General features: G+C 35.5%; 25 protein-coding genes and 1 other RNA gene. 12 read left to right on the top strand and 14 right to left on the bottom strand.

The window, feature by feature from the left end:
* Positions 1-58 precede the first annotated feature (58 nt).
* The 9 genes from parE to AC6UDF_RS02830 all read left to right on the top strand — a co-directional run bounded on the left by parE (position 59) and on the right by AC6UDF_RS02830 (position 10953).
* Positions 59-2020 (top strand): DNA topoisomerase IV subunit B, encoded by a 1962-nt coding sequence (parE, locus tag AC6UDF_RS02870; RefSeq protein ID WP_500693762.1) that lies wholly within the window; start codon positions 59-61, stop codon positions 2018-2020.
* Positions 2021-2035: 15 nt separating this feature from the next.
* Positions 2036-4498: a DNA topoisomerase IV subunit A gene (gene parC / locus AC6UDF_RS02865; protein WP_500693761.1), complete on the top strand. Its 2463-nt coding sequence runs from the start codon at positions 2036-2038 to the stop codon at positions 4496-4498.
* A gap of 65 nt (positions 4499-4563) precedes the next feature.
* The gene (locus AC6UDF_RS02860; protein WP_500693760.1) at positions 4564-5595 is read left to right on the top strand and encodes a LysR family transcriptional regulator; all 1032 of its coding nucleotides are present in this window, start codon (positions 4564-4566) and stop codon (positions 5593-5595) included.
* A complete protein-coding gene (locus AC6UDF_RS02855) occupies positions 5588-6526 on the top strand; it encodes a manganese-dependent inorganic pyrophosphatase (RefSeq protein ID WP_500693759.1) in 939 nt (312 codons plus the stop codon). Before AC6UDF_RS02860 ends, AC6UDF_RS02855 begins: the two co-directional genes overlap by 8 nt.
* Positions 6527-6634: 108 nt before the next feature.
* Positions 6635-7072 (top strand): peptide-methionine (R)-S-oxide reductase MsrB, encoded by a 438-nt coding sequence (msrB, locus tag AC6UDF_RS02850; protein ID WP_500693758.1) that lies wholly within the window; start codon positions 6635-6637, stop codon positions 7070-7072.
* Positions 7073-7102: 30 nt separating this feature from the next.
* A complete protein-coding gene (gene msrA, locus AC6UDF_RS02845; RefSeq protein WP_500693757.1) occupies positions 7103-7630 on the top strand; it encodes a peptide-methionine (S)-S-oxide reductase MsrA in 528 nt (175 codons plus the stop codon).
* A 141-nt stretch (positions 7631-7771) separates the two neighbouring features.
* Positions 7772-8725: a Dyp-type peroxidase gene (locus AC6UDF_RS02840; protein ID WP_500693756.1), complete on the top strand. Its 954-nt coding sequence runs from the start codon at positions 7772-7774 to the stop codon at positions 8723-8725.
* Positions 8726-9128: 403 nt separating this feature from the next.
* On the top strand, positions 9129-10262 hold the full coding sequence (gene solA, locus AC6UDF_RS02835) for an N-methyl-L-tryptophan oxidase (RefSeq protein WP_500693755.1): 1134 nt from the start codon (positions 9129-9131) through the stop codon (positions 10260-10262).
* Between the two features lie 376 nt (positions 10263-10638).
* A complete protein-coding gene (locus AC6UDF_RS02830; protein WP_500693754.1) occupies positions 10639-10953 on the top strand; it encodes a hypothetical protein in 315 nt (104 codons plus the stop codon).
* A 309-nt stretch (positions 10954-11262) separates the two neighbouring features.
* Here AC6UDF_RS02830 and AC6UDF_RS02825 read toward each other — a convergent pair whose 3' ends face one another.
* Entirely contained in the window at positions 11263-12126 is an 864-nt protein-coding gene (locus AC6UDF_RS02825; RefSeq protein WP_500693753.1) for a DegV family protein, read from the bottom strand.
* A 14-nt stretch (positions 12127-12140) separates the two neighbouring features.
* The gene (locus AC6UDF_RS02820) at positions 12141-12560 is read right to left on the bottom strand and encodes a MarR family winged helix-turn-helix transcriptional regulator (protein ID WP_500693752.1); all 420 of its coding nucleotides are present in this window, start codon (positions 12558-12560) and stop codon (positions 12141-12143) included.
* A 125-nt stretch (positions 12561-12685) separates the two neighbouring features.
* Between AC6UDF_RS02820 and AC6UDF_RS02815 the strand changes: the two genes are divergently transcribed.
* The gene (locus AC6UDF_RS02815; protein ID WP_500693751.1) at positions 12686-14422 is read left to right on the top strand and encodes an Rqc2 family fibronectin-binding protein; all 1737 of its coding nucleotides are present in this window, start codon (positions 12686-12688) and stop codon (positions 14420-14422) included.
* Between the two features lie 12 nt (positions 14423-14434).
* On the opposite strand, the gene AC6UDF_RS02810 is transcribed toward AC6UDF_RS02815, so the two are convergent.
* The 7 genes from AC6UDF_RS02810 to AC6UDF_RS02780 are packed head-to-tail and all read right to left on the bottom strand — an operon-like array spanning position 14435 to position 22044.
* Complete coding sequence (locus AC6UDF_RS02810) at positions 14435-16954, bottom strand: carbamoyl phosphate synthase preATP-grasp domain-containing protein (RefSeq protein WP_500693750.1); 2520 nt, start codon at positions 16952-16954, stop codon at positions 14435-14437.
* A gap of 4 nt (positions 16955-16958) precedes the next feature.
* A complete protein-coding gene (locus AC6UDF_RS02805; protein ID WP_500693749.1) occupies positions 16959-18032 on the bottom strand; it encodes a carbamoyl phosphate synthase small subunit in 1074 nt (357 codons plus the stop codon).
* A 12-nt stretch (positions 18033-18044) separates the two neighbouring features.
* The gene (gene pyrR / locus AC6UDF_RS02800; protein ID WP_500693748.1) at positions 18045-18581 is read right to left on the bottom strand and encodes a bifunctional pyr operon transcriptional regulator/uracil phosphoribosyltransferase PyrR; all 537 of its coding nucleotides are present in this window, start codon (positions 18579-18581) and stop codon (positions 18045-18047) included.
* A gap of 12 nt (positions 18582-18593) precedes the next feature.
* Positions 18594-19511 (bottom strand): RluA family pseudouridine synthase, encoded by a 918-nt coding sequence (locus AC6UDF_RS02795; protein WP_500693747.1) that lies wholly within the window; start codon positions 19509-19511, stop codon positions 18594-18596.
* Entirely contained in the window at positions 19501-20004 is a 504-nt protein-coding gene (gene lspA, locus AC6UDF_RS02790) for a signal peptidase II (protein WP_500693746.1), read from the bottom strand. The genes AC6UDF_RS02795 and lspA overlap by 11 nt, the downstream gene beginning before the upstream one ends.
* Positions 19979-21637, bottom strand: coding sequence for a formate--tetrahydrofolate ligase (locus AC6UDF_RS02785; protein ID WP_500723806.1), 1659 nt, complete (start codon positions 21635-21637; stop codon positions 19979-19981). The genes lspA and AC6UDF_RS02785 overlap by 26 nt, the downstream gene beginning before the upstream one ends.
* 11 nt (positions 21638-21648) lie before the next feature.
* The gene (locus AC6UDF_RS02780; protein WP_500693744.1) at positions 21649-22044 is read right to left on the bottom strand and encodes an EbsA family protein; all 396 of its coding nucleotides are present in this window, start codon (positions 22042-22044) and stop codon (positions 21649-21651) included.
* Positions 22045-22084: 40 nt separating this feature from the next.
* Between AC6UDF_RS02780 and AC6UDF_RS02775 the strand changes: the two genes are divergently transcribed.
* A complete protein-coding gene (locus tag AC6UDF_RS02775; RefSeq protein WP_500693743.1) occupies positions 22085-22489 on the top strand; it encodes a reverse transcriptase-like protein in 405 nt (134 codons plus the stop codon).
* Here AC6UDF_RS02775 and AC6UDF_RS02770 read toward each other — a convergent pair.
* The 5 genes from AC6UDF_RS02770 to AC6UDF_RS02750 form a co-directional block, all read right to left on the bottom strand.
* Positions 22486-23598: an NAD(P)/FAD-dependent oxidoreductase gene (locus AC6UDF_RS02770; protein ID WP_500693742.1), complete on the bottom strand. Its 1113-nt coding sequence runs from the start codon at positions 23596-23598 to the stop codon at positions 22486-22488. The genes AC6UDF_RS02775 and AC6UDF_RS02770 overlap by 4 nt on opposite strands.
* Positions 23599-24747 (bottom strand): THUMP domain-containing class I SAM-dependent RNA methyltransferase, encoded by a 1149-nt coding sequence (locus tag AC6UDF_RS02765; RefSeq protein ID WP_500693741.1) that lies wholly within the window; start codon positions 24745-24747, stop codon positions 23599-23601.
* A gap of 68 nt (positions 24748-24815) precedes the next feature.
* Positions 24816-25192, bottom strand: an RNA gene (rnpB, locus tag AC6UDF_RS02760) — RNase P RNA component class B.
* Between the two features lie 12 nt (positions 25193-25204).
* Positions 25205-25645 (bottom strand): cell division regulator GpsB, encoded by a 441-nt coding sequence (gene gpsB / locus AC6UDF_RS02755; RefSeq protein WP_500693740.1) that lies wholly within the window; start codon positions 25643-25645, stop codon positions 25205-25207.
* Positions 25646-25699: 54 nt separating this feature from the next.
* Entirely contained in the window at positions 25700-26263 is a 564-nt protein-coding gene (locus AC6UDF_RS02750) for an SLOG family protein (RefSeq protein ID WP_500693739.1), read from the bottom strand.
* 107 nt (positions 26264-26370) lie between these two features.
* On the opposite strand from AC6UDF_RS02750, the gene recU reads away from it, so the two are divergent.
* On the top strand, positions 26371-26997 hold the full coding sequence (gene recU / locus AC6UDF_RS02745; RefSeq protein ID WP_500693738.1) for a Holliday junction resolvase RecU: 627 nt from the start codon (positions 26371-26373) through the stop codon (positions 26995-26997).

The following is a 26997-nucleotide window of genomic DNA, read 5'->3' as shown; positions in this document are numbered from 1 at the left end:
AATCAAGTTTAAATAGGTTATTATTAAAAACGATGACTAAAAGAAGGAGTCTTTCCTAATGACACAGGCAAAAAAGCAAGAGTATGATGACTCTTCAATTCAAGTTTTACATGGTTTAGAAGCAGTTCGAAAACGACCTGGTATGTACATAGGTTCTACTGATTCAAAGGGATTGCACCATTTAGTTTACGAAATTGTTGACAATGCAGTCGATGAAGCATTAGCTGGCTATGGTGATGAAATCAACGTTACCATTCACGAAGATGATAGTATCACAGTGGTTGATCATGGGCGTGGTATGCCAACTGGAATGCATTCTTCTGGAAAACCAACTCCTGAAGTAATTTTAACGGTTCTTCATGCTGGTGGGAAATTTGGCCAAGGAGGATATAAAACTTCTGGGGGATTGCACGGAGTTGGGTCAAGTGTTGTTAATGCACTTTCAACTCATTTAACGGTTCAAATTGTCCGTAATGGTACTCTTTATCAAGAAGATTTTAAAAATGGTGGGCATCCTGTTGGAACCCTAAAAAAAATTGGAAAAACCAATAAACATACTGGAACGACTGTCACATTTAAACCTGATCCGGACATCTTTACTACTACAACTTATAATTATGATATCTTGGCAGAACGGCTTCGTGAGTCTGCCTTTTTGCTGAAGGGCGTTAAAATAACGCTTAAAGATGAAAGACCCGGAAAGATTCGTGAAGATGAATTTCAGTTCAAAGATGGTATTAAGGAATTTGTTGACTATCTGAACGAAGGCAAAAGTACCCTTGGAAAAGTTATGTATTTCGATGGTAAAAAAGATGGCATCGAAGTTGAAGTTGCTGCTCAATACAATGACGGCTATACCGAAAATATGCTTTCATTTGTTAACAATGTGAGAACTAAGGACGGTGGGAGTCATGAAGCCGGCTTTAGGAGTGCATGGACCAAGTCCTTCAATGAATACGCTAGAAAAGTTGATTTATTAAAAGATAAAGACAAGAACCTGGAGGGAAACGATGTTCGTGAGGGGTTAACTGCTGTCGTAGCGTTAAAAGTACCTGAAGAACTGCTCCAATTTGAGGGTCAAACTAAAGAAAAGTTGGGAACCCCGATTGCAAGGTCAGTTGTTGATAGTGTTGTTTCAGAACAATTACTTTATTACCTCATGGAAAATAGTGACTTTGCTAAAACTTTGATTAAAAAGGCCACCAATGCGCGCACAGCGCGTGAGGCTGCTAAAAAGGCTCGGGAAGAAAGTCGACACGGTAAAAAGAAAAAGAAACGAGAACGACTCCTTTCTGGGAAACTGACCCCAGCTCAGTCAAAAGATACGAGTGAAAACGAATTATTTCTAGTTGAAGGAGATTCGGCCGGAGGCTCCGCTAAGCAAGGACGAGATCGAAAGCATCAAGCAATTTTACCGTTACGTGGGAAGGTTCTAAACACTGAACGTGCTAAACTTCCCGATATTATGAAAAATGAGGAAATTAGTACGATTATCTACACAGTAGGAGCGGGTGTAGGAACTGATTTTAAGATCGAGGAATCAAATTATGACAAAATTATTATCATGACAGATGCGGACGATGATGGTGCCCACATTCAGATCCTCCTTTTGACTTTCTTCTATAAATATATGCGGCCAATGATTGAAGCAGGTAAGGTATATATTGCGTTACCGCCACTTTATAAATTGCAACATGGTAAAGGGAAGAGATCCAAAGTAGAATATGCTTGGACCAATGAAGAACGTGATCAAGACATTAAAGATTTTAAATCAGGATATTCGTTACAGCGTTTCAAAGGTTTGGGCGAGATGAACGCGGATCAATTATGGGAAACTACGATGGATCCTGCCAAAAGGACTTTAATTCGAGTTCGAATCGATGATGCAGCTGATGCAGAACGACAAGTATCAACTTTAATGGGTAATAAAGTAGAACCACGTCGAAAATGGATTGAAAATAACGTTCAATTTAATCTCGAAGAAGACGGAAGTATTTTAGATAATACTGAGAAAAATTAGCTTGGAGGTGATGAAATGGCACATAGATCTAAAATTAAAGATTTAACTCTTTCAGAAGTTATGGACGAACGGTTTAGTCGTTATTCTAAATCAATTATTCAAGAGAGAGCATTGCCAGACGTCCGTGATGGACTTAAACCCGTTCAAAGACGGATTTTGTATGCCATGAATAAGGATGGCAATACTTCTTCTAAAGGATTTAGAAAAGCAGCTAAATCAGTTGGTAACGTCATGGGTAATTTTCATCCTCATGGCGATAGTTCAATCTATGAAGCTATGGTTCGTATGAGTCAAGACTGGAAACTACGGGAACCGTTGATTGAGATGCACGGAAACAATGGTTCAATGGATGGTGACCCTCCAGCAGCCATGCGTTACACAGAAGCTCGCTTAAGTAAAATATCAGATGAAATGTTGCGGGATATCGATAAGGATACCGTTGATTGGGTTTTAAACTTTGATGATACGGAGTATGAACCTGTCGTTCTTCCTTCTAGATTTCCTAACTTACTAGTAAATGGTGCTACTGGAATTTCAGCGGGATATGCCACCGAAATTCCACCACACAATCTCGGTGAAGTAATTGATGCATTAATTTATCTACAAAAGCATCCAAATGCCACACTTGATAGTCTGATGAAGTACGTTAAAGGACCAGACTTTCCAACTGGCGGAATCATTCAGGGACTTGACGGAATTAAACAGGCCTACGAAACTGGTAAGGGACGCATCATGATCCGTTCTAAAACTTCAATCGAGGCATTACGTGGAAATAAACAGATGATCAAGATAACCGAAATTCCTTATGAAGTTAATAAGGCTCAATTAGTCAAACAAATTGACGAAGTTAGGATCAACAAAAAAATCGATGGAATTGCCGAAGTAAGAGACGAATCAGATCGCGAAGGATTGACGATTGCAATTGAGTTAAAGCGGGACGTTGATAGTACTAGTATCTTAAATTACTTGTTTAAAAATACTGACCTGCAAATTTCGTATAATTTTAATGTCGTTGCTATTAGCAATATGGCACCAAAAAGGCTTTCTCTAAAAGAAATCTTAGTTGCTTACTTGGATTATCAACGCGATGTTATATCTAAAAGAACTAAATTTAATTTAGATAAAGCCAATGCACGACAACACATTGTCTTGGGTTTGATTAAGGCATTATCAATCCTAGACCAGGTGATTAAAACCATTCGTGCTAGTAAAGATAAACAAGATGCGCGAAATAATTTAATTTCTGAATACGATTTTTCCGAAAAACAAGCGGATGCGATTGTTGCCTTACAATTGTATCGTTTAACTAATACAGATGTTACTGAATTAAAAAAAGAAAACGCTGATTTGGCAGCTAAAATTGCTGAATATGAGACTATTTTAGCAAGTCCGGATGAACTTGACTCTGTTTTAAGAAGCGAACTTAGAGACATCGCAAAACGTTACCGTAATCCACGTCGTACTAAAATTGAAGACAAAATTCAAAATCTGGAAGTTAGTGAGGAAGTTACGCTTCCGGACGAAAATGTAATGGTAATGGTAAGTAATGATGGTTATCTAAAACGCAGTAGTCTTCGCTCATTTAATGCGTCTGAGATCACTGATAACGGCTTAAAAGACGATGACCATGCTGTTTACCTAAATGAATTAAACACTCGTGATTCGCTGTTTATGTTCACTGACAAGGGTAATATGATTTATCGCCGTGTTTATGAAGTCGAAGACGTTAAGTGGAAAGACACGGGAGAACATATCTCAAGAATGAATGGGCTTGATGCCAATGAAAAAATCATTGCGGTTTATGACTTCTCTGATCTAAGTAAACAAGATGGTGAATTTGTAATTACAACTAGTGCTGGCCATATTAAGCGCACTGAATTTAGTAAATTACTTCCCAGTCGTACCTATAAAAGTCGCGCTGCAATGTATGAAAAATTGAAGGAACCGCTATCAAAAGTAGTCAATGTCTCATACAATCGGGTTGAAGATCCTGGTAGTGTCTTATTGATGACAGAAAAAGGAATGGCACTTAGATACGACTTACAGGAAGTTTCATTGAATGGTCCGAGGACTACAGGAGTGAAGGCAATTAGTTTGGCTGATGATGATCACGTCATTGACATGCAATTTGTAAATGATGAGTCTGAAATTGGAGTTGTTTTCCAAAGTGGGAACTTTAAAAAGATGAGAGTAAGCGACATTCCAGTGACTAGCCGCGCACGAAAAGGAATTAAAGTCTTAAAGGAATTTAAAACCAAAAGTAATCTGTTAGCTGATTTTATCAAAATTGATTCTAGTGATGAAACGCTTAAAATTTATACTGATCACACAACTTCACACGAAGTGGTCTTGGGTGACTACGGAACATCTGGTCGTTTGTCAAACGGATCGTCCGTAATGAATACGAAGATGATTGGAACTCCAATTTTGATTGCTCATGACACTTTAAAACAATCTCAAGTTGATAATTTGCTATAGTAAATATAGTGATTTCGTGATAATATACACAATATAATAATAAATGTTAGTGCGAGGTATTAGTTTTGAGAGAATCTAAGAGGGAATCATTATTTTCATCCAAGGCTTTGGTATATTTCTTACAATTATCTGAATCGCTGAACTATACAAAAGCTGCGGGTATTTTAGGAATTACACAGCCTGCACTATCCCAACAAATTAAAAAATTAGAAAATAAGCTCCATGCTAACTTATTTTATTCTGTTGGTAAACAAATTCATTTAACTGATGCGGGTTATACTTTAAAAAATGCTACCGAGGAAGTATATGGAATCCTTGATAATGCTACTGATGAAATTGAATCATATTCAAGCTCAATCCGTGGAACAATTAAGGTTGGAATTCTTTCTGCAATTGAAGATGAAATATTTGAAAATTTTGCCCTATATTTCTATGAAAAGAATCCAGATTTGCGAATTGAAATGTACATGTTGACTCAACAAACATTAATCTCTGATCTTGAAAGTGGAAGAATTGATTTAGCCATTATGTACCTACCAAACGAGAAATTGCATAATTGGAAGGGAATGGCCATTAAACCGATTACTCACGATACTTTGTGCTATGTTCATCATGATAAAAGTAAAATTGGAAGTAAAATCAATCTTAAAAAAGTTGTTGGGCCAATGGTAGGCTTTCCCAATGGTTATTACTTTAATCAATTTTTAAAGAATATTTACAGCGCCAAGCGCTATGAAATGCCAAAAATGGAAGTATGTTTTACAAGACCAGTGCAAATCATAGAATTTGCTTTATCATCTGGGTTAAATACCATTCTACCGAAGACCTTTATGATGACACGTGATCGAACTAAAATGGCTCGAAAGAATACTTATTATACTGATATTATTCCTGATTTTTCTCTTCAAGCCGTTGCCGTCTATCGTGATACTAAAGATGGTATTCCGCGGTTAAATAAATTATTTGACGAATTTAGTGGTTTTGTAGGAGAATATGAGCAGGCTAAAGATGTATACTTAAGTAGTATTAATATAGAAGTTAGAGATCGTCAGAGACTCTTGGAAATATGGAAAAAGAGGAGAGAGAATCATGAGTAAAGAACTAGTTTTTGGACATAAAGTACCGGATACGGATGCAATTGTGGCTGCAATGGCACTCGCATATTTGAAGAAACAAGACGGGTATGATGTAGAAGCAGTCGCTTTAGGCAATCCCAATGCTGAAACTAAGTATGTGCTTGATTACTTTGATACTAAGGCACCACGTGTGATTGAACGTGCAAAACCTGAAGTTGATAAAGTAATGCTAGTCGACCACAACGAACCTCAACAAAGTGTAAGTGATATTGATCAATTAACCGTAACTGATGTTGTTGATCATCACCGAATTAATGGATTTAACACTGCTGCACCTTTGTATTATCGTGCTGCACCTTATGGATGCTGCAGTACAATTATTACTAAGATGTTTTCAGAAGAGGGTATTAAAATTCCCAAGAAATTAGCCGGTTTAATGTTGTCAGCTATTATCTCTGACACTTTATTGTTAAAATCACCGACTACTACTGATTTTGATCGCGATGCACTCAAAGCTTTAGCGGACATTGCCGGAATCGATGATTACGAAGATTATGGCGTTAAAATGCTTAAGGCCGGGACTAACGTTGACGCAAAAACTGATCAACAGCTTATTGACGGAGATGCTAAGTCATTTACGTTAGGTGGTAAGAATGTCAGGATCGACCAAATTAACGTTGTCGATTTAGACGATATTACCAAACGTGCTGATGATATTAAGAAAGCTATGAAGGCCGAATCTAAGGATAAGGGCTATGATTTATTCTTAGTGCTTGTAACCAATATTCTTGATAGTAATTCAGAACTAATTGTAGTTGGGAAACCAAAGAGCGTGGTCGAACAAGCTTTTGATAACAAATTCAATGATGATGACATTATGAATTTGCCTGGAGTCGTTTCTAGAAAAAAGCAAGTTGTTCCCCCATTAACTGATGCATTAGAAAAAGAATAGTTATAAAAAATCCACTTAATTGTGGATTTTTTGGTTTAAAACAAATTGTTTGCTATTTAATTGGATAAGATATAAATTAAATATAGAAACAAATAGGAGGTTTATATTATGGCTGAAAATAATAAAGATGATTTGAGAAACCGCTTAACACCTGAGCAATACAACGTAACTCAAAATGCTGGAACTGAACCTGCATTTACTGGCAAATATGATGATTTTTATAAAAAAGGAATCTATGTTGATGTTGTAAATGGTAAGCCATTATTTAGTTCTGCTGATAAGTATGACGCTGGTTGTGGCTGGCCATCATTTACTAAACCAATTAGTGAAGACGAATTAAAGAATGATACTGATACTTCTTTTGGTATGATTAGACAAGAAGTTCGTGGTGCAGACTCTAAGTCCCATCTAGGACACGTCTTTCCAGATGGACCGCAAGACAAGGGTGGTTTACGTTACTGTATTAACTCTGCCGCTCTTAAGTTCATCCCTTATGATAAGATGGACGAAGAAGGGTATGGCAAATACAAAAAGTTTGTTGAATAATACAAATAACTGAAATAGAGGTCTTTATTAATGAGTGATAAAAAAGAAACAGCAATTTTTGCCGGTGGTTGTTTCTGGTGCATGGTCCAACCATTTGATCAGATGCCAGGAATTATTTCCGTTGTATCTGGATACACAGGTGGTCATGTCCCAAATCCAACTTATGAGCAAGTTGCTTCAGGTACTACCGGTCACACAGAAGCAGTTAAAATTACTTTTGATCCGAGCATCATTTCATATAAAAAATTAGTTGAAATCTATTGGCATCAAACTGATCCAACCGACGCAATGGGACAATTCCAAGATCGTGGTGATTCTTATCGTCCCGTTATTTACGTTAATAGTCCTGAACAACGCAAAATTGCTGAAGAATCTAAGAAAGAACTGGAAAATAGCGGTGAATTTGATGAACCAATCGTAACCAAAATTGAAGATGCTCAACCATTTTATCCGGCTGAGGATTACCATCAGGACTTTTATAAGAAGAATCCACTTCGTTATGCAATGGAAGAGAGTGGTGGACGGAAAAAGTTCATTGATGATCATTGGAAGAAGTAAATAAGTCAACAAAAAGAATGCCAATCTGACATTCTTTTTTCATGACTAGTTATATGTAGTAAAATAAAAGGAGGTATGAGATTAGTAATAAAGTAATTCTAATCTCATATTAATACTGAGTATATTCTGGGAGGTATTACAATGGCTGAAGAAAAGATAAGACCAAATAAATCGCAAGACGTTTGGAAAGATACTGGTGAAAACGTTGAATTTGCTACTTTAGAATTAACTAGAAAAGATCAAAAAGCGGCTCAAGAAGGAATCCAAGATTTTGCTGATCGTTCACAATCCATTATTAGATCAATGAGAATTAGAGAACCTGAAGCAAACCTTAGAGTTGCCATTGGCTTTAGTAGCAAAGCTTGGGACTACTTGTTTCCGAAGGCTAATAAACCTAAAGAATTAGAAGATTTTACTGGTGTTAGAGGTCCAAACTATTCGATGCCATCGTCTGAAGGAGACATCTTTCTTCATATTCGTGCTAATACTGAAGCCGTTGTATACGAAGTTACTACTCAATTCATGCTCTTTTTAAGAGATTTTACTAAAGTAGTGAACGAAACTCATGGTTTTAGATATTTAGAGGGAAGAGCTATTATCGGTTTCATTGATGGGACTGAAGTTCCACAAGTTGAAGATGTTGCTCCATACGCGCTTATTGGTGATGAAGATCCTGAATTTATCAATGGTTCATATGCTTTTGCACAAAAATGGCATCATAACATGGACTATTGGAATCACCTAGATACTACTACTCAAGATAAAGCCATTGGAAGAGAGAAATTTTCTGACTTAGAATTACCGGATGAAGAAAAATTTAAAAATGCCCATAATGTAACTTCAAACACATCCGTTGACGGAGTTGAACAAAAAATTGTCAGGATGAATGTTCCTTATTCTGATCCTGCTAACAATGATACAGGAACTTACTTTATTGCGTATTCACGATACTGGCACGTTATTAAGGGCATGCTTCAACAGATGGTTGATGAAGATGATTTCTTGTTAACGTTCTCAACCTTATTAACTGGTCAAACTTTTTTCATCCCTTCAAGACCAATGCTTGAAAAAATTGCTGATGGGGATTTGAATTAGTCATCAGTAAATTTTTAAAAATTATTGATTAATTATCATTGACAAAAACGTTGGTTAAGCATAATGTACTGTCTAAAGAAAATGCTAAGAAAAGATGAGTACTGAACCAACCATGATACAGAAAGCAAGCGACGCTGAGATGTTTGCATATTGGCATTTAGGAAAATGGTCTTGGAGCATATATAGACAAGTTATTTACAAGTCATATTTGGATGGCGTCCATTAGAGCGCTATACACTGCTTAATTTATTCTAGATATAATTAGCAATGTTACTGAGGATTGGCAGAAAACTGACAATCAAGGCTCGGTGGTACCGCGTTTATTCGTCCAAGCTCTTGAAACAAAAGTTTCAAGGGCTTTTTTGTATTTTCTTTTAATATAATAAAACAACGGAGGCATAATATGTCTGATAATATTTTTGATTTAGCAATCATTGGAACAGGATCAGTTGGTTCGGCGGCAGGATATTACGCCAGTCAAAATAATAGCAATATTTTAGAGCTGGATATTGCTAAACCCCCACATACACTAGGATCACATCACGGGCAGACTAGAATTATCCGGCATGCCTATGGTGAGGGAGAGAAGTATATCCAGCTACTACTAGAAGCTCAAAGATTATGGGATAAACTCCAGAAACAGACGGGCAAACGTCTTTTCCATAAAACTGGCGTTCTGACCGTTGGGCCAAAAGATTCAGCATTTTTAAATAATATCAAAGCGTCTGCCAATGACTACGATATTGATATTGTTCCTTATACTTCAACTGAAATTCACGATCAATGGCATAACTGGAATTTTAACGATCAATACGAAGGGATTTTAGAGCCAGGTGCAGGGTATTTAGAATCAGAGGAAATTATTAAAACATATATCGAAGGTGCTAAAAATAATGGCGTTACCCAAAGCTTTGATAGTTTTGTTAGAAAGATTGATCAGCAAGACAATGGAATTGTTGAGATTAAAACACAAGATCATACTTTTTATGCCAAAAATGTCATTTTATCAGCAGGAACCTGGGTCAAACAACTATTGCCAAATTTACCAATCACGCCAACAAGAAAGGTATTTGCATGGTTTAACGTCGCCGATAACGGTTTAAATGAAAATGAAGGGTTCCCAGCTTTTACGGTAGAACTTGCAAATGCTATTCAGTATTACGGTTTCCCAGGAAGTAATGGCACCATTAAAATTGGACGTCACCAGGGTGGTCAAAAGATTAAAAATAGAAAAGAAAGGGGCAATTTTGGCGATTATTCTGAAGATTTAGATGAAATCGATCCATTACTAAAGCATCATTTGACAGGGACTGATGGTATTGACCATGGTGGTACATGTTCGTATGATCTTTCTCCTGACGGTGATTTTATTATTGACCGGATTCCATCCATGAATAAGATTCAAATTGTAACTGGATTAAGTGGACACGGATTCAAATTTTCCAGTGTACTTGGTAAACTATTAAGTGATCAAGCTCTTGGAAAATCAAATCCTTATAACTTAGAACCATTTAGATTAGACCGTTTTAACCACTGAAAATAATCAAAAATTTAATCGATGAAATAACAACAAATGCTGTTGTTATTTTTTTGAAAGCAAGCCAATAATGAAGGTTATTTAAAAGCACTCATTATTAGCGTATCATTGAGTATAGAAACTATTTAAATAAGACTTTGATGTTGACCGAACGTTGAGCTTTAATGGTGTTGAAATAAATTCAGAAATTGTAAATGCAATTAAACAACTAGCAAAACGTAATGAAATTATCTTTGATTAAACCAGGCCAATCAGATATCTAATTTCAAGCGTACCAACATTTAAAAATAAGACATTAGTAGGTGCAAACGGGGCGCTTGTATCAAGAAATGGTCATACTTATTCAATAAAACCCATTAGTAATTGTGATATACAATTGACTAAAAATATCATTAAAAAATACGATTTAAATTACATAATTGATGATAATTGGAATTACAGTGATAAAGTAAGCGCTTTAAATCCAATATTTAAGCAACTAGACTCAAATCAATTAGCTGAAAATGTAGCTATCTCATCAATCAAAAAAGCCGTTAAAATCATTTTATTGGACATAAATAGTGACTTAATTGATAAAATACAGTATTCATTAAACAAAATACGTCATTTTGGCGAAAAGAATATTGATCTGACAGCTCAAAATATTAACAAATTCAGTACATTAAGAATTATAACCGATAGAAACTATTAGAAACTAGATTGCGTTTGGAAACGATAGTAACGATCAAGAATTACTCGCGAAAACTTTTAAAAGTAGATGAATCTACAGTCAGATCAAATTATTGTGAATCCAAATGATGAAGTTGCAAAATCAATTCAAAGTTATACAAATGATGATAATCTAAAATGAGTATGAATTGGTCTTTTCTTAAAATTAAGTCTACTTCGTATAATATATATTATGTAAACTAGAAAAAGAATAAATAATTAAGTGCTTCCCCTCTATAAATATATATTAAAAAGAACACCATTTTTGGTGTTCTTTAATTTCCAACTTATTTTATCTATTAATATCTTTGATCCATCCTAATGCAAGAGCTCCGCTACCTAAATGGGTTCCAATTGCAGGACCAAAATATCCGCGGGTAACTTTCATATTTGGATATTTTTCTTGAATGGATTTCTGCCAAACATCAGCTTCTTTGGGGTTATTGGCATCAATTACAGCAACTTCAATTGGATAATTGGCTTTTGATACTGCTTGAGAAAATAAATCTTCAACACGTTTAAGTGCCTTTTTCTTAGAACGAACCTTATCAAATGCTACGATCTCATCAGTTTGGTTATCAAAAGTTAAAATGGGCTTTATGTTTAATAGTCCACCTACAAACGCTGTTGCATTTGATAAACGCCCACCCTTCACTAGGTTATCTAAATCATCGACAACAATTAACTCATCAATGGTTGACCGAAGAAGTTTAAGTTTTTGAATAATTTCTTCTGGAGGAACATTATTTTGTGCTAAATTAGCTGCATATTTCACTAAAGCAGCCATTGGATCAACAGTAATTCCAGAATTAAAAGGATAAATTTTGATGTTATCCATCATTTTGGCTACATTACAAACTGCTTGATACATGCCAGAAATGGTTGAAGCTAAATGAATACTAATCACTGCATCATAACCATCGTCAGCTAATTTATTATATTCTTCAATTAGTGCTCCAATTGGCGGCTGTGAAGTCGTCGGTAATTTGGGTGACTCTTTAAGCTTTTGGTAGAATTCCTTATTTGTAATGTCAATTCCTTCGCGGTAACTTTTACCGTTGAAGATTACGGAGATTGGAATAATATGAACATTATATTTTTTGATATCTTCCTTAGATAAATACGATGTACTATCAGTAACAATCGCTGTCTTCATTTCTTTCACCTAACCTATTTACGGATTTTCTTCATACTTGTTTCTAATCGATTGAGGAGAATCTTTAAAAGATTCTTTTCTTCATCAGTCCACTGATTAAAAATTTGTGTGGAAAGATCTTCGTAGTCATTACTAATTTGATGACATGCCTTCTTACCCTTATCAGTAATACTGTATATTAACTGGCGTTTATCCTGCCCAATGGCTTTCTTTTGAATCATTTCTTTTACAACTAATCGTTTCAATTGTCGCGATAAAGTTGATGTATCTAATTTCATTGACTTAGAAAGCGATTCTTGGGTCGTATAGCCATCATCAATGGCAATTAACAATTGCCATTCTGAAATAGTAAGATTTGATTTTTTGGTAAGAGCTTGGAGCTGTTGTTGATGCATTTTCCCAACAACTCTAAGAGCAGTTAAACTATTTTTCATTGATATTCCTCCGTAAAATATTATACCATTAATTGCCTAATACAAGATTACGGATTTAATATTTATGTGCTACCACTCAACAATATAAGTTATACTGGACAATGAAGCAAAAAGGAGTGTTATATATGTCATTTGACGGATCATTTACACATGCAATGAGTCATGAATTAAATAACAAATTACTAAACGGACGTGTTTCAAAAATAAACGAGCCCTACCCTAATGAAATTATTTTAACTATTCGTTCTAATCATAATAATTATCAGTTATTATTATCAGCGAATCCCTCATACGCTCGAGTACAAATTACAAACGTCCCTTTTACAAATCCGAAAGTTCCAACTAACTTTGCAATGACGTTAAGAAAACATTTAAGTGGAAGTTTTATTAGCAAAATTCATCAAGTAAACAATGATCGGATTATTCACATTCATTTTAATACAAGGAATGAATTAGGTGATATTGAGGAATTAGTCCTTGTCATTGAAGTAATGGCACGTCATAGTAACATCATTTTAGTTCAAGCTAAAGATTCATCAATAATTGATTCAGTTAGAAGAATTTCATCTGCTCAAAATCGATACCGAACCATTCTTCCAGGATCTAAATATATTCAACCCCCAAAACAAGATCTGATTGATCCATTTCAAGTTAACGAAAAAGAATTTACACAAATTGAAAAAATCAATCGTGAGTTTCCAAATGTAGATGTATTTGCTACTCAATTACGTAAATATCTTCAAGGACTTGGGACTGATACGTCCTATGCGCTCGCAAGTGCCCTTCATGTATCTGGATCAACTTTAAAACAAAAATATTGGAAATTTTTTAATCATTTCGAAAATCCAGAACCTATTATTGGAGATGATATGAAGGGAAAATTACAATTTTCAGCATTTCAGTATAACGGCATTCAGCCGGATAAAAGATTTAAAACTTTAAGCGAAATGTTAGATGAATATTACCAAACTAAGGTTCAACGTGAGCGAGTTCGAGAACAAGGGTCACAATTAATTCGAATCACCAAAAATGAATTAAAAAAGAATCGGAAAAAGCTTAAAAAATTACAAAAGACCTTAGAAGAATCTGAGCATGCAGATGACCTACGGGTTAAAGGTGAGATTTTAATGACTTATTTAAATCAAGTTAAAGTTGGATCTAAAGAGATTAAACTACCCAATTTTTACAATAATAATAAGGAGATCATTATCTCACTAGATCCTTCCCTTTCAGCTTCTGAAAATGCTCAAAAATACTTTAAAAAATACGATAAAAAGCGAAATGCAAAGGAATATGTAGTTAAGCAAATCCAGGAATGTCAGGATGAAATTGATTATTTTGAGAGTATTGAATCCCAAATTGAAATCGCGGATCCACGTGATTTAGATGACATTAAGACAGAATTAAAAAATGGTGGATACATTAGGAAGCCAAAAAAAGGTAACAGTAAACATCATAAAACTAAAGTTAGCAAACCTGAAAAGTTTGTCTCAGATGATGGTGAGATAATTTTGGTTGGTAAAAATAATTTACAAAATGATCAACTTACCCTTCGGACAGCAGATAAACGTGATACTTGGCTTCATGTCCAAAATATCCACGGATCTCATGTAATAATTAGATCTTTCAATCCAACTGAACAGACAATTCTTCAAGCTGCTGAACTGGCTGCTTATTTTTCCAAAGCACGAGCATCTGCTAACGTGCCAGTTGATTACGTTAAAGTAAAAGCTGTAAAAAAGCCCAATGGAGGGAAACCCGGTTTTGTTACCTATCGGGGGCAAAATACGATTTACGTAACGCCAACGGAAGCAATTGTTAAACATTTAAGAGAGAATAGTAAAAAACAAGATACTAATTAGTATCTTGTTTTTTTACTTCAATAACTTGTTGGTTGCTTCGTTAATAGTATGACCTATTGATAATTTAGCCCCTGACTCGAGTGATCGGTCTTTTTGATAATCGTACACTCCAAGTTGCTTAAATGGGAAAGAAGCCTGCATCACCGTAAAGTGTGTTGAAGAATCAATTTTGGGAACGGTATTTACAATTTTATCAATATTTAAATGTCCGGTTGCCATCCTGACCAGCACCCCAATCCAGTTAATTCCAGTGGACATATTTAAAAGAACGGTCTCGGTAATTCGAAGTGGTCTCACACCAGTAATTTTAATCTTGTCTTGATCCCTGTAAAAAAGAACCTGAACTAGTCCATGAAGACTTTGATTTTTCACCGCTACCTTAGCTCGTTCAACTAGCCCTTCCACATTCAAAACATCTTTACCATAAGGAACATAATAATCTGTTTGAAGACTGATATCGTCATCGTTTCCATCACCGGATTTAAACCCCACGGTTGAAATTGGAACTATTTTGTTCTCCGTTACTAATAAATCAAACGCAAAATCAACATGAGATCCATACCAAACTGCATCTTTTTGATTTGGTGGTAAAACCACCAACTTGAAATCATGATACTTGCTAAGTTCACGAATTAGGAAGTGACGATTACCCGGCAGAAAGACGTATTGGGGTTTCTCAGTTTGAATGACGTCTAAAATTTCTCCCAGTTGAATTGGTTCAATGTACTGCTTGTCACTCATCATTGGCGCTAAGGAAGCAGAATTAGGATTATTATTTAAAATTACAGTGTCAAATCCAATCTTTTTAAGTTGAATTAATATTTCACTAGTATAGAAATCAGAAGCAATATTGGGGCCAATTTTATTTCTACCCTTTCCAATTACTAGTGCGGTGTTATTCCCGATTTGATTAGATTCGTTGTCAATTTCATAACTAGCATAAAAGGAATTAATTTTTTCGGGAAATTCTCCAGCCGTTGGTTCGATCATTTTATAGGTTTTATAAGAATCCTTTTGACGAAGTTGATTGATATCTGTATGCCAAATGGATGACAACATTCCATCACCAAATCCCATTTCATGAGCTAACCTGAAAGCTTTAGCGTCATTTTGGTGTTTAAAAATATACGATCGACTCTTATCAATATTTGCCATGATCACAAAGAAAAATTGATCAATTTTGGTCAATTCTTGTAAATCTTCAATACTATAATGACGTGAGAGGGCTTCAAATAGAATTGGGAGTTGGATATCGGTTGGGTGAATTAATTGTGAAATTAGTTCATCTTCGGAAAGTTCAGAATAACTTGGCAAAACATCTTTTGGACTCGATTGCGAACTTCTAATGGCCTTTAACAAAGCGGCTTCGCAACTACGACCTACCCCAATTACTGATCCAATGGATTTGGTTTTAGTTCCAAGCCGTGAATCAGCATCAGGTAATTGCTCAAACGGCCAGATGGGGATTTTTACCGTGATATGATCACTGATTGGTTGAAGCACCGTCGTAAATTTATGAAAACGTGCTGGTAACTTAATTTTAGTAATTGGATAATTTAATAATAATTGTGAGGTAACTAAGGCAATTGGATATCCCGTTGATCTCGCTGCTAAGGTAGTACTCATGTTAAAACTAGGATTTACCTTTAGAACAAAACAATCATTTGTTTCAGTATTCAGAGCAAATTGTACATGACAAACGCCCTTGATTCCCAAAACGTCCATGACCTGAAATGAAATTGATCGCATCATTTGAATCTGGGTATCACTTAAAGTTTGTGCCGGGGTATAAACGACCGAATCATTTGAGTTCACTCCGACTGGATTCATATCTTCTAAAGAAGATACCATCAATTTTGTCCCCATTGTATCACGCAGTGAAACCGTTCCAACTTCTTTGTAGCCGACAATTTCCCGTTCAATTAGGCATTTACTAGACTTTGACTCCTCAAAGATGGTATCAGCATCGTTAGTTATTTGTTCCATGTTTTGAAAAATCAACCGTTGTTGTCGAACTTTAGGATCTAACGGTCTAACAGAAATTGGAAATGAAATTTTATCAATTACATTCCTTAAATCATCAAAATTATCAACAATATAATAATCAGGGGTGGGAATCCCATATTCTTTTAATCTTTGATTCAATCGATTTTCATTGTTAAACAGATCAATATTATCATCATTTAAACCAATAATTTTTACATTATTTTCTTTTAATATTCCATTTTTATTTAAGCGTTGAATAACCTTTAGTGCATTAACTCCGCCGAAAACTGAGGTAACTGCATCAATGTTCTCTGTTTCAATAACATGTTTAGCATTTTCAGTATTAACAGGTTTAATGGAAATATTATCAGGATTCATTTCCTGTAATATTACTGAGTATGGATTATTATCCAAAAGAAAAGTAGTAATCCCAAGTTTCTTCCAAACCTTTAGTGCTTGAAATGCAGCGGAATCAAGCTCACATTCTTGACCAATTCCAGACGGTCCTGCTCCGATTATTAGTATTTTTTTGATATCGTCTTTCATTAGGCTATCTCCCATGAGCTGTGATACTTTCTAGAAATTCATCAAATAAGTCAATACTGTCAGTTGGACCACTAGACCCATCCGGAGAAAATTGAACTGAGAAACTTGGATAGTCACGGTGCCTAATTCCCTGAACTGTTCCATTGATTAAGTCTATGTATGTCACAATTAGTTTTGATGTGTCGATAGAATTTGGATCTACGGCATAATCCTGAGCTTGATTAGCATAAATAATTTGATTAGTAATAATTTTTTGAATGGGATGATTGCTTCCATGGTGTCCAAGTCTCATTCGATAAACACTGGCTCCATTAGCCATAGCTAACAATTCATGCCCTAATCCCATACCAAAAACTGGAAGTGCCTGTTCTAATTTAGCAATCGTCTTTAAAACACTTTCATCAATTTCGTGCGGAGATCCAGGACCTGTTGATAAAATAATTCCTTCTGGGTCAAGATCAATGATTTCTTGGTATGAAGTGTCAAAGGGAAGCACAATTACATTGCAATTCCTTTGAGATAATTGACGAATAATCCCTTCTTTTAAGCCAAAATCAAGTACCGCAACGGTTTTGCCGTTCCCAGGGACCAAATAAGGTTTGGGTGTGGCAACCTGTTGAATCTGCTGATTACTTAAAACGGCTGCATTTAACTGATCAAATGCATGTTCATCATTAACATCAACGAGACTCGCTTTTGAAATATCATGTGCCATAATGTATTTCAAAAGATAACGAGTATCAATTGCAGTTATCCCCGGAATATTACGTTGCTTAAGAAATGTATCTAAAGATATATTTTTTAAGTAACTAGTTGAAATATCCTCACTATGATGAACAACCACACCCTTAGCTGATGTCAAAATAGACTCATAGTTTTTTCGATTGATTCCGATATTTCCAACTGAAGGCTGTGTGAATGCCACGATTTGATTGTGATAAATTGGATCTGTGATTGATTCCTGGTAGCCATTAAGATTCGTATTCATAACAATCTCGCCCGTTACGGTTGATTCAGCCCCCATCGATTTTCCCACAAATGAAGTGCCATCATTTAGGATTAAATATCTTTTAGTCATAATGAAGGTCCCTTACTTGTTAGAAACGATTTCGACAGAATCACGATCATCAATTTCTGAAACCAAGACATTAACTTTTTCGTCCTTTGAACTAGGAATATTTTTCCCAACAAAATCAGCCCGAATTGGTAGTTCACGATGACCACGATCAACTAATACAGCTAAACCAATTCTCTTCGGTCTTCCCATTTCATTGATTGCTCCTAATGCTGCCCGGACAGTCCGACCAGTGTATAACACATCATCAACTAGGATTACATTTTTATTATTAATGTCTACCCCATCATTATTAGTTGGATTAGGCTTTGTTTTTCGGTTCTTTAAGTCATCACGATATTTGGTTACATCTAGTTCCACAACCGGAATTTTAGCATTTTCAAGTTTTTCCAAGCGTTTAGCAATTCTTCTTGCCAAATAAACTCCCCGAGTCTTAATACCAACTAAAACTAAGTCGTTGATACCTTTATTTTTCTCAATAATTTCATAAGTGATTCGTGTCAAAGCACGTTGCATGGCCATGCCATCAACTACAACTTTCTCTTTTGCCATAAATGTCACTCCTTAACTGATATCAGAATACTGTTTTCTTAATTGATCGATTGTTTTTTGAAAAATTGGTGGTGCTGGAACTTTAAAATTGAGTTCTTCATGTGTAACTGGATGTTTAAATCCCAGTTCAGCAGCATGTAAAAACTGTCCTTTCCCTTTAATAGTATTTTTAGGTCCATAAAGTGGATCGCCAACGAGTGGATGACCAATATACTTCATATGGACTCTAATTTGATGAGTTCTTCCGGTTTCTAACTGACATTCCACTAAAGTATATTTCCCACCAAACCGTTCAAGAACGTGGAAATGAGTGATGGCATTCCTTCCGCCAGGAATTACTGCCTGTTTCTTGCGGTCTTTAAAAGATCTACCAATCGGAGCATCAATGGTACCGCGTTCTTCATTAATATTACCATGAACCAACGCTAAATACTTTCTGCGATTAGTTTTCTCCCTTAGTTGTTTGGACAATGATCTATGAGCAATATCGGTCTTAGCTACCATCAACAATCCAGAAGTATCCTTATCGATGCGATGAACAATTCCTGGTCTGACTGTTCCATTAATAGAAGATAATTTTGTATGATATAACAGCGCGTTAACTAACGTATGATCAGGATGACCGGGAGCTGGATGGACTACCATACCTTGTGGTTTGTTGACCACAATTACCTGATCATCTTCATAAATAATATCCAGCTTAATGTTTTCTGGTACTAAATTCATTTGTTTAGGTTCAGGGATAGAAATTTGAATGAGGTCATTATTTTGGGATTTGTATTTTGGCTTTTTAGTATCACCATTAACTAAAATTAAATGATCCTTGATCAATTCATTTGCACGACTACGACTTAAATCTTCATAGTGATCCGAAACCAATTTATCAAGTCGCTCGTTTTCATTGTCAGCTCTAAATTCTCTATTTTGCATTTTTCTCACTCTCAGGCTTTGCTAATAAAATAACTAAGAACAGGACAATCACACCAATCGTTACACACGAATCAGCTACGTTAAAAATTGGAAAGTTTATAAAATCTAATTGAATCATATCGGTAACTGCTCCTAAAAACAGCCGATCTAACAAATTACCAATCGTTCCAACCAACATCAACGTTAAACCAAACAAGTATCCGATATGATATCTTTCGATGTAAATAAATATCATAAAAACCAAAACAGCTCCAGTGGCGATGAATTCAAAAATGAAAGATTTCCCAGCAAGAAAACTCCAAGCAGCACCTGTGTTATTAATATTAGTCAATGATATAACTCCAGGAACGAATGGAATTTCTTTTCCAAGTGGAATGTTAATCCGAATCCACCATTTCGAAATTTGATCAAAAATCAGGAGAATAAAAAACATTAGTGCAAAACATATCCATGCCAAGATTTGTTTTTTAGAATAATCCGGTGATTTTTTCATTTTTATCAATATCCATTTCTGCTGCAGCTGGATGCTTAGGCAATCCCGGCATAGTGATTACTTTTCCAGCCATCGCCACAATGTATCCTGCTCCTAATTTCGGTAATAATTCAGTAATATGCAAAGTGAACCCACTTGGATCACCTAATTTTTTGGGGTCATCTGATAAAGAATATTGAGTTTTAGAAATACAGATTGGTAGTTTATCCCATCCATTTCTTTCAATGTCCTTTAATTGTTTCATGGCTTTCCCAGAAAGTATGACGTCCTTTGCTCCATAAATCTTTTTAGCGACTTTATTAATTTTATCAATCAAGGAATCCTCGTCATTGTAAACTCGATTAATGGATGCATTATTATCAACAAGTTTGATTAATTTTCGAGCAAGGTCAATTGAACCCTTACCACCCTCAAGAAATGACTTACTAATACCAAATTCAACATCTTGTTTCTTTAAATGATCACTTAACCACTTAATTTCTTCAGGGGAATCATCAGTAAACTGATTAATGGCGACGATAATTGGTTTGTTAAAGGATTTCATTGCCTTAATATGATGATCAAGATTTTTTACTCCAGATTTTAATGCTTTAACGTTTGGTATAGTTAAGTTTTCTTTACTAATCCCACCGTTAAATTTTAGAGCACGAATTGATGCAACCATAACGACTGCACTCGGATCTGCATTTAAGTGTGGTGATACCAAATCCATGAATTTCTCACCACCTAGATCAGAACCAAATCCTGCTTCAGTTAACGTATAATCAGCAACTTTAAGAGCCACATTAGTAGCTTGAACACTGTTACACCCCATAGCTAAATTAGCAAACGGCCCCCCATGAACAAACGCTGGGGTATGTTCTAATGTCTGAACTAGATTAGGATTAATCGCATCTTTTAAAATAATTGTTAAAGCACTTTCAACCCCCAGATTTGAAACAAAAACTGGTTCATTATCATAAGTGTATCCAATTAAAATATTCTTAATACGTTCTTTTAAATCATTTAAATCAGTTGATAGACACAAAATGGCCATTAATTCACTTGCAGCTGTGATTTCGAAATGCTCTTCTCTAGGAACGCCGGACTTAGATCCACCTAGTCCAATCACCATATTTCTTAGTTCACGATCGTTAACATCCATCGCTCGGTGCCACTGAATTTTACGTGGATCTAAATGTAAAGGATTTCCCTGTTGAATCGAATTGTCGATCAGTGCTGCTAAAGTATTATTAGCCGAAGTTAAAGCATGAATATCTCCCGTAAAATTAAGATTAATGTTCACCATTGGTTCAACTTGAGCAAATCCGCCTCCGGCTGCTCCACCTTTCATTCCCATCACAGGACCCATAGAAGGTTCCCGCAAAGCAATGGCAACTTTTTTATTTAGTTGATTTAACGCATCGCCAAGACCAATTAATACAGTGGATTTCCCTTCTCCAGCCGGAGTGGGATTAATAGCAGTTACTAAAATCAGTTTCTTTTTAGTATGTCGATCACGAGTATTACCTGATATTTTTGCCATGTACTTTCCATATGGATCAACTTCGTTTTTGGGAATCGAAAGTTTACTTGCGATATCTTGAATCGGATCCAATTGACTTTCCTGTGATATTTCAATGTCAGTTTTCATTCATACACCCTCTATTTTTTTACTTCAGTGCTAAAAGCTTCTTTTAATTCGATGATAGAATTGTTGGGAAGTATAAAATTATAGTTTTTATTCTTATAGTTGAAAGATAATTGAAATTTTTTGGAATGAATATCAATAATGTCCTTAATATTCATTTGAATCCCCTTGGGATGAAACACGCTCCGCACTGTTAATGTCTTATTTGATAAGATTAACTTTCTAAAATGAATTTGAATCCATGATAGTAGGATAAAAACAATAAAAAAACCTAATGTAATTTCTTGAAAGTGAGTTATTTCTAACCAAATGATCACCCCAATTAGCAAAATAATAAACGTCCAACTCCAGCAGATAATACTAGTAGTGATATTTGGTTGATACAAAAATTTTCTCTTTTGAGTTATCATAGTCTAAACCTCTTTATTAAACGAATGGAGTAATTTATTAATGTATAAATTATATTCTGATGCAGCTATTAAACCTAAAAGTAATCAATGTGGAATTGGAATTTTAATTCTTCATCAGAAACAACAAATTCAAATTAAAAAGCAATGTAAAGCAAAGAATAATCATATTGGTGAATTCAAAGCATGCCTCACTGCCCTAAGAGAGCTTTGTGATCATTTAAATAGTATTAACAAGCATCCAAGTGATATTACTGTCCTGTACTACACTGACAGTTCCATTTTAAGCGACAGTCTTAATAAACAATACGCTAAACATTATCAAAAATACGTTGATGAAATCATTAAATTACAAAATCATTTCGCAATGGTGTTAACTAAATGGATTCCAGACACTCAAAATCTAGGTGCTCACGAATTAGCTTTTCAAGCTCTTCATTCTAATTAATTAACGTAGTTAGAGGTTGGTTTTTCGTACATATCCCAGTCTTTAGTAGTGCCAAAAACGATATAATCCGATAATAATTTTCCAATCATTGGTCCAGTAGTTAGACCCGACGATCCAAGACCACTACCGATCAACAATTTTTTGTAATTGGGGACTGAACCAAAGAAGGGAGCAAAGTCATCTGTATAAGCTCTCGTTCCCACTCTACTACCAATAATATCAGAATAATCCAAGGTAGGAATTAATTTTTTGGCTGAATTAAGTAATTCATCATTAACCTTTGGTTCCTCTTTTAAATCAAAGCCCTTTTCATCGTCGTGAGTAGCTCCAATAATCAATTTTCCGTGTCCAAGCGGAATAAAGTCATATTCTCCTTCTGGCATCATCACCGGCATGTTCTCATGGGCTGGAATATCAGATACTTTTAATTCTACCAGTTGTCCCTTTTGAGGTCTGACTTTTACTTTAATGTTAAGAGGAGCAAGTGTTTCTTTTACCCAAGCACCGGTAGCTATGACAATTTGATCGAAACTTAATAGTTGATCTTTAAAACTAATGGTATGGTCACTAGTAAGTATCACTCTGCCCTTATAAAGAGTCAAATTTCGTTTTTGGGCGATTGCAACTAAATACTTGCAGAAGAGATTCCCATTAATCCGACTTCCTCCGGAAACAAAAATTCCTGGGTGAGTAATCGTAAGAATGGGAATTTTATTTTGCACTTCTTTTTTGTCTAACCTCATTATGTTTCCCATCTCAGGAGTTGTTTGAACCCTTCTTTTAGCTAAAGCATAGAGGTCATCTAAATCGTTATTATCTTGTCTTGTAATGATGGTCCCACTACTATTAAAAGTTGCTGAATTCATTTGAGTTTGATCAGCAATTTTAGGAATCAACTTAGCTCCAGCCTTTGCTAAGTTATACCATTGTTTATTTCTACGTTTCGACAACCATGGTGATATGATTCCTGAAGCTGCTTTGGTTGCTTGCCCATAACTATCGTCAAACATCGTTACCTCTCGTTCATCAGCATTTGGAAGTTGACTTAGGTAATATGCAATGGTGGAACCAACTATTCCACCACCAATAATCGCAATTTTTCTTTTCAATTACTTGTCCTTCTTGTTAAAAGTTTGCTCAGCCCAGTATTGGAAATAATCCGTTCTGATTCGTCCATTGTACAATTTACGTCGTTTAGTGGCTTTTTTGCCATATTCTTTTTCAAAATTTAAATCACTGGTTAAGTAATACTTAGACCAAGTTTTCATAGGAATAAACACCTTTCCCATGTCATGATAAAGCTGAGCTGTTTCTTTAGTATTACCCATTCTTTGACCATATGGCGGATTAGTAACTAAAACCCCATCTTGTTTATCGGTATGAAAGTCTTGGACGGCCACTTGTTTAAACTGAATGTCATGAAGTAAACCAGCTTCCTCAGCGTTCACTTTGGCATAATTAATCATTTGTTCATTAACATCAGAGGCCATGATATCAAACTCAGTGTCATAATCAGCTTTTGAATCTGCATCGGCACGCACTTTCTTTACAAGTTCTGGATCCACCCAATCCCAGTGTTCAAATACGAACTCACGATTATAACCTGGTGCAATATTTCTAGCAATTAAAGCCGCTTCAATTGGGATGGTCCCCGACCCACACATTGGATCCAGAAATGGCATTTGTTTGGGATGCCAATTTGTTAAAAGAATTAGAGCTGCGGCCATATTTTCTTTTAATGGGGCTTCACCCTTTGCAACTCGGTATCCACGTTTAAACAAACTAGAGCCAGTAGTGTCTAGTGTATCCATAACTTCGTCTTTATTAACCCGAACTTCAAGTGGATATAGTGCCCCTGATTCAGGTAATCTGGTGCGGCGATGATAAAATTTACTTATCTTTTCAACGATTGCTTTTTTAGTAATGGCTTGAATGTCCGGAACACTATGAAGAACTGATTTTTGTGAACGTCCCTCGACTGGAAACTTTCCATCCATCGGGATCAGGTCTTCCCAATCCAACCTCTTAGTATTCTCAAACAACTCGTCGAAAGTTGTCGCTTTAAAACGACCCACAATAATTTTAATTCGGTCTGCAGTTCTTAACCATAAATTAGCCTTAATAATGTCAGTAATCGTTCCAGTAAAAAGAACCATTCCGTTCTTAACTTCTGGATCGTATCCCAATTCCCGCAACTCATCTCTTACTAAGCCTTCTAAACCAGCAGAACAAGTTGCCATTAAATTAAATTTTTTCATTTTATTCATTCCCTTTTATATAAAAAAAGAGTGGGAAGATCCCACTCAACCTGAAAAATGGTGCAGGCCCCTATAAGCCATGTTTTGTGCTTAACCACAATTTCAGGAAAAAGTGGTTAAGTAGTAATCATCTATCTCAAGAACAAATTGTTCTTCCCCCACACTTGGTTCAATTTCCGTGTGTGAAGCTCCCCTACCAAAGTTTGGGTTTCCCGCTCGCGGGGTTTACTGCGTTCCAATAATTTGATTTCTCAAATTAGTCGTTTCTGTGGCACTTTATGAAATACTAGAGCATAGCAATTGCCTTAGTTCTTTCTTTCGCCGTAATCAAATCAATGATCCCTCGGCTTATTTTTTCACCGAGCACGAACACTACAAGCATCTCAGCTTGTGCGAGAGTGGACTTTCCTCAGCCAACAATTGTTGACCGCGATTACTCAGGACCTGCACCAAGTCTTTAAAACCTATTAGATTTATCTGAATCCTCGCCATATACACGACGCTCTAAGCTGGATAACCGTTTTAAGATATCCATGTCAGTAGGATTCTGACCTTGAGCCGGCTGACTTGAAGCAGTATTCTTTGATGCTTCCTCAGCAGGTTTAGTTGGCTCAGCAGTTGTTTCTTCTGGTGCCCGTTGAGGAGCACTTGAACGTTCGATAGGACGTTGAGTACTTTGTGTGCTCGATCCCATTGATACTTGACGAGATAATTCGTCAACTTTTAACTTTAGATCTTGATTTTCCTGATCTAACTGATCAATCTCACGTTGAAAAGTCTCATAGTCCTTAATGATACTATCCAAGAAAGTATCAACTTCAGCAGGATCGTAACCCCGCATTTTTTGCTTAAATTCCTTTTGTAGAATTTGTTTTGGAGTAAAATTAATATTTTCCATTAATGCACACCTCACCAATCATTTCCGCATAGTTCTATTCTATCAGAAATAAAACTAAAAGTCATCATTTAACTGTCTTTGATAATCATCAGCAAGATCTTGTAACTGATCAAAATCGATCAATTGCATCGGATATGCATGATTTTTTTGAAACTGGTGAATAGCTTGATAGTCATACTTAGTTTTACCTTCATTTTCTGGATCATACACTAATAATGACTGGTCTGTATGCGTGAGCATAAATCGTTGATAATTTTTTAGTTGTTTAGGTGAATCATACGGATGATCACTTACTGAATTTGAAAAATCAGCTTTAGAAACTGCTTGATTTAATTTTGCTTGATTATCTTCATTCCAGTTTGACCCAAATTTTTTAAATGGTAACATTACTGCTAATTGAAATTCATGTGGATACTTTTTTTGAAGTTTCTTAGAAACATCGGCTGTCCATTGTTCAATCCCGAGCTGTCCGCCGGTGATAATCCAGTCACATCCATTTTCAATTAACTGTGAAAGTTGATCAAACAAAGCTTGCTTAATAATTTTTAACTTAGGATCATCATTTTGAAAGATTCCTAATTCATAACTCCGGTACCCTGATACCCAAACGCGGCTCATTTCTATCCACCTTTCAATAATTATTTCTCCAAGTTACCTACAATTGCTATAATATACTACGTATATGATAACATGATCATTTTTAATAAATGAATTGAGGTTATACAATGAATTTCCATTATCCTAACGGTAATTCCTATCGAAGTACCAGTAAATCAAGTAAACTTATCATTAAAAAAAATAAATCTACCATTAAGTACGGTGATCGGGGGATGTCCCTTGAAGCTGAATTAAATGAAAGCAACAAATATTATTTGGAAAGGGATATTGCAGTGGTTCATAAAAAACCTACTCCAGTTCAAATTGTAAATGTTGATTACCCCAAACGTAGTGCAGCCGTTATTAAGGAAGCATATTTCCAGCATGCTTCTACAACTGACTATAATGGTATTTATCGGGGCAAATATATTGATTTCGATGCTAAAGAAACTACTAGTACCACTTCTTTTCCTCTTAGTAACTTTCATAAACATCAAATTGAACACATGAAAAAATGCACCAAATTAGGTGGGATCACCTTTGCAATGATAAAATTTGTTAAAAGTAATGAACTTTTTGTGCTTGAAGGACCGAATCTATTCTATTATTGGGACCGACAAAATCAGGGCGGAAGAAAGTCAATTTCAAAAATAGAGCTTCAGGAGAATGCGTACCAAATTAAGTACCATCTTCAACCCTTGATTCCATACCTCAGAGCGGTTGATCAAATTATCGATAATAAGAACAATATGTAA

This window comes from Fructilactobacillus sp. X2R6C1, assembly GCF_059901295.1.
Note: the sequence above shows the minus strand (reverse complement) of the source record. Positions and strands in the feature narration are given on the sequence as shown.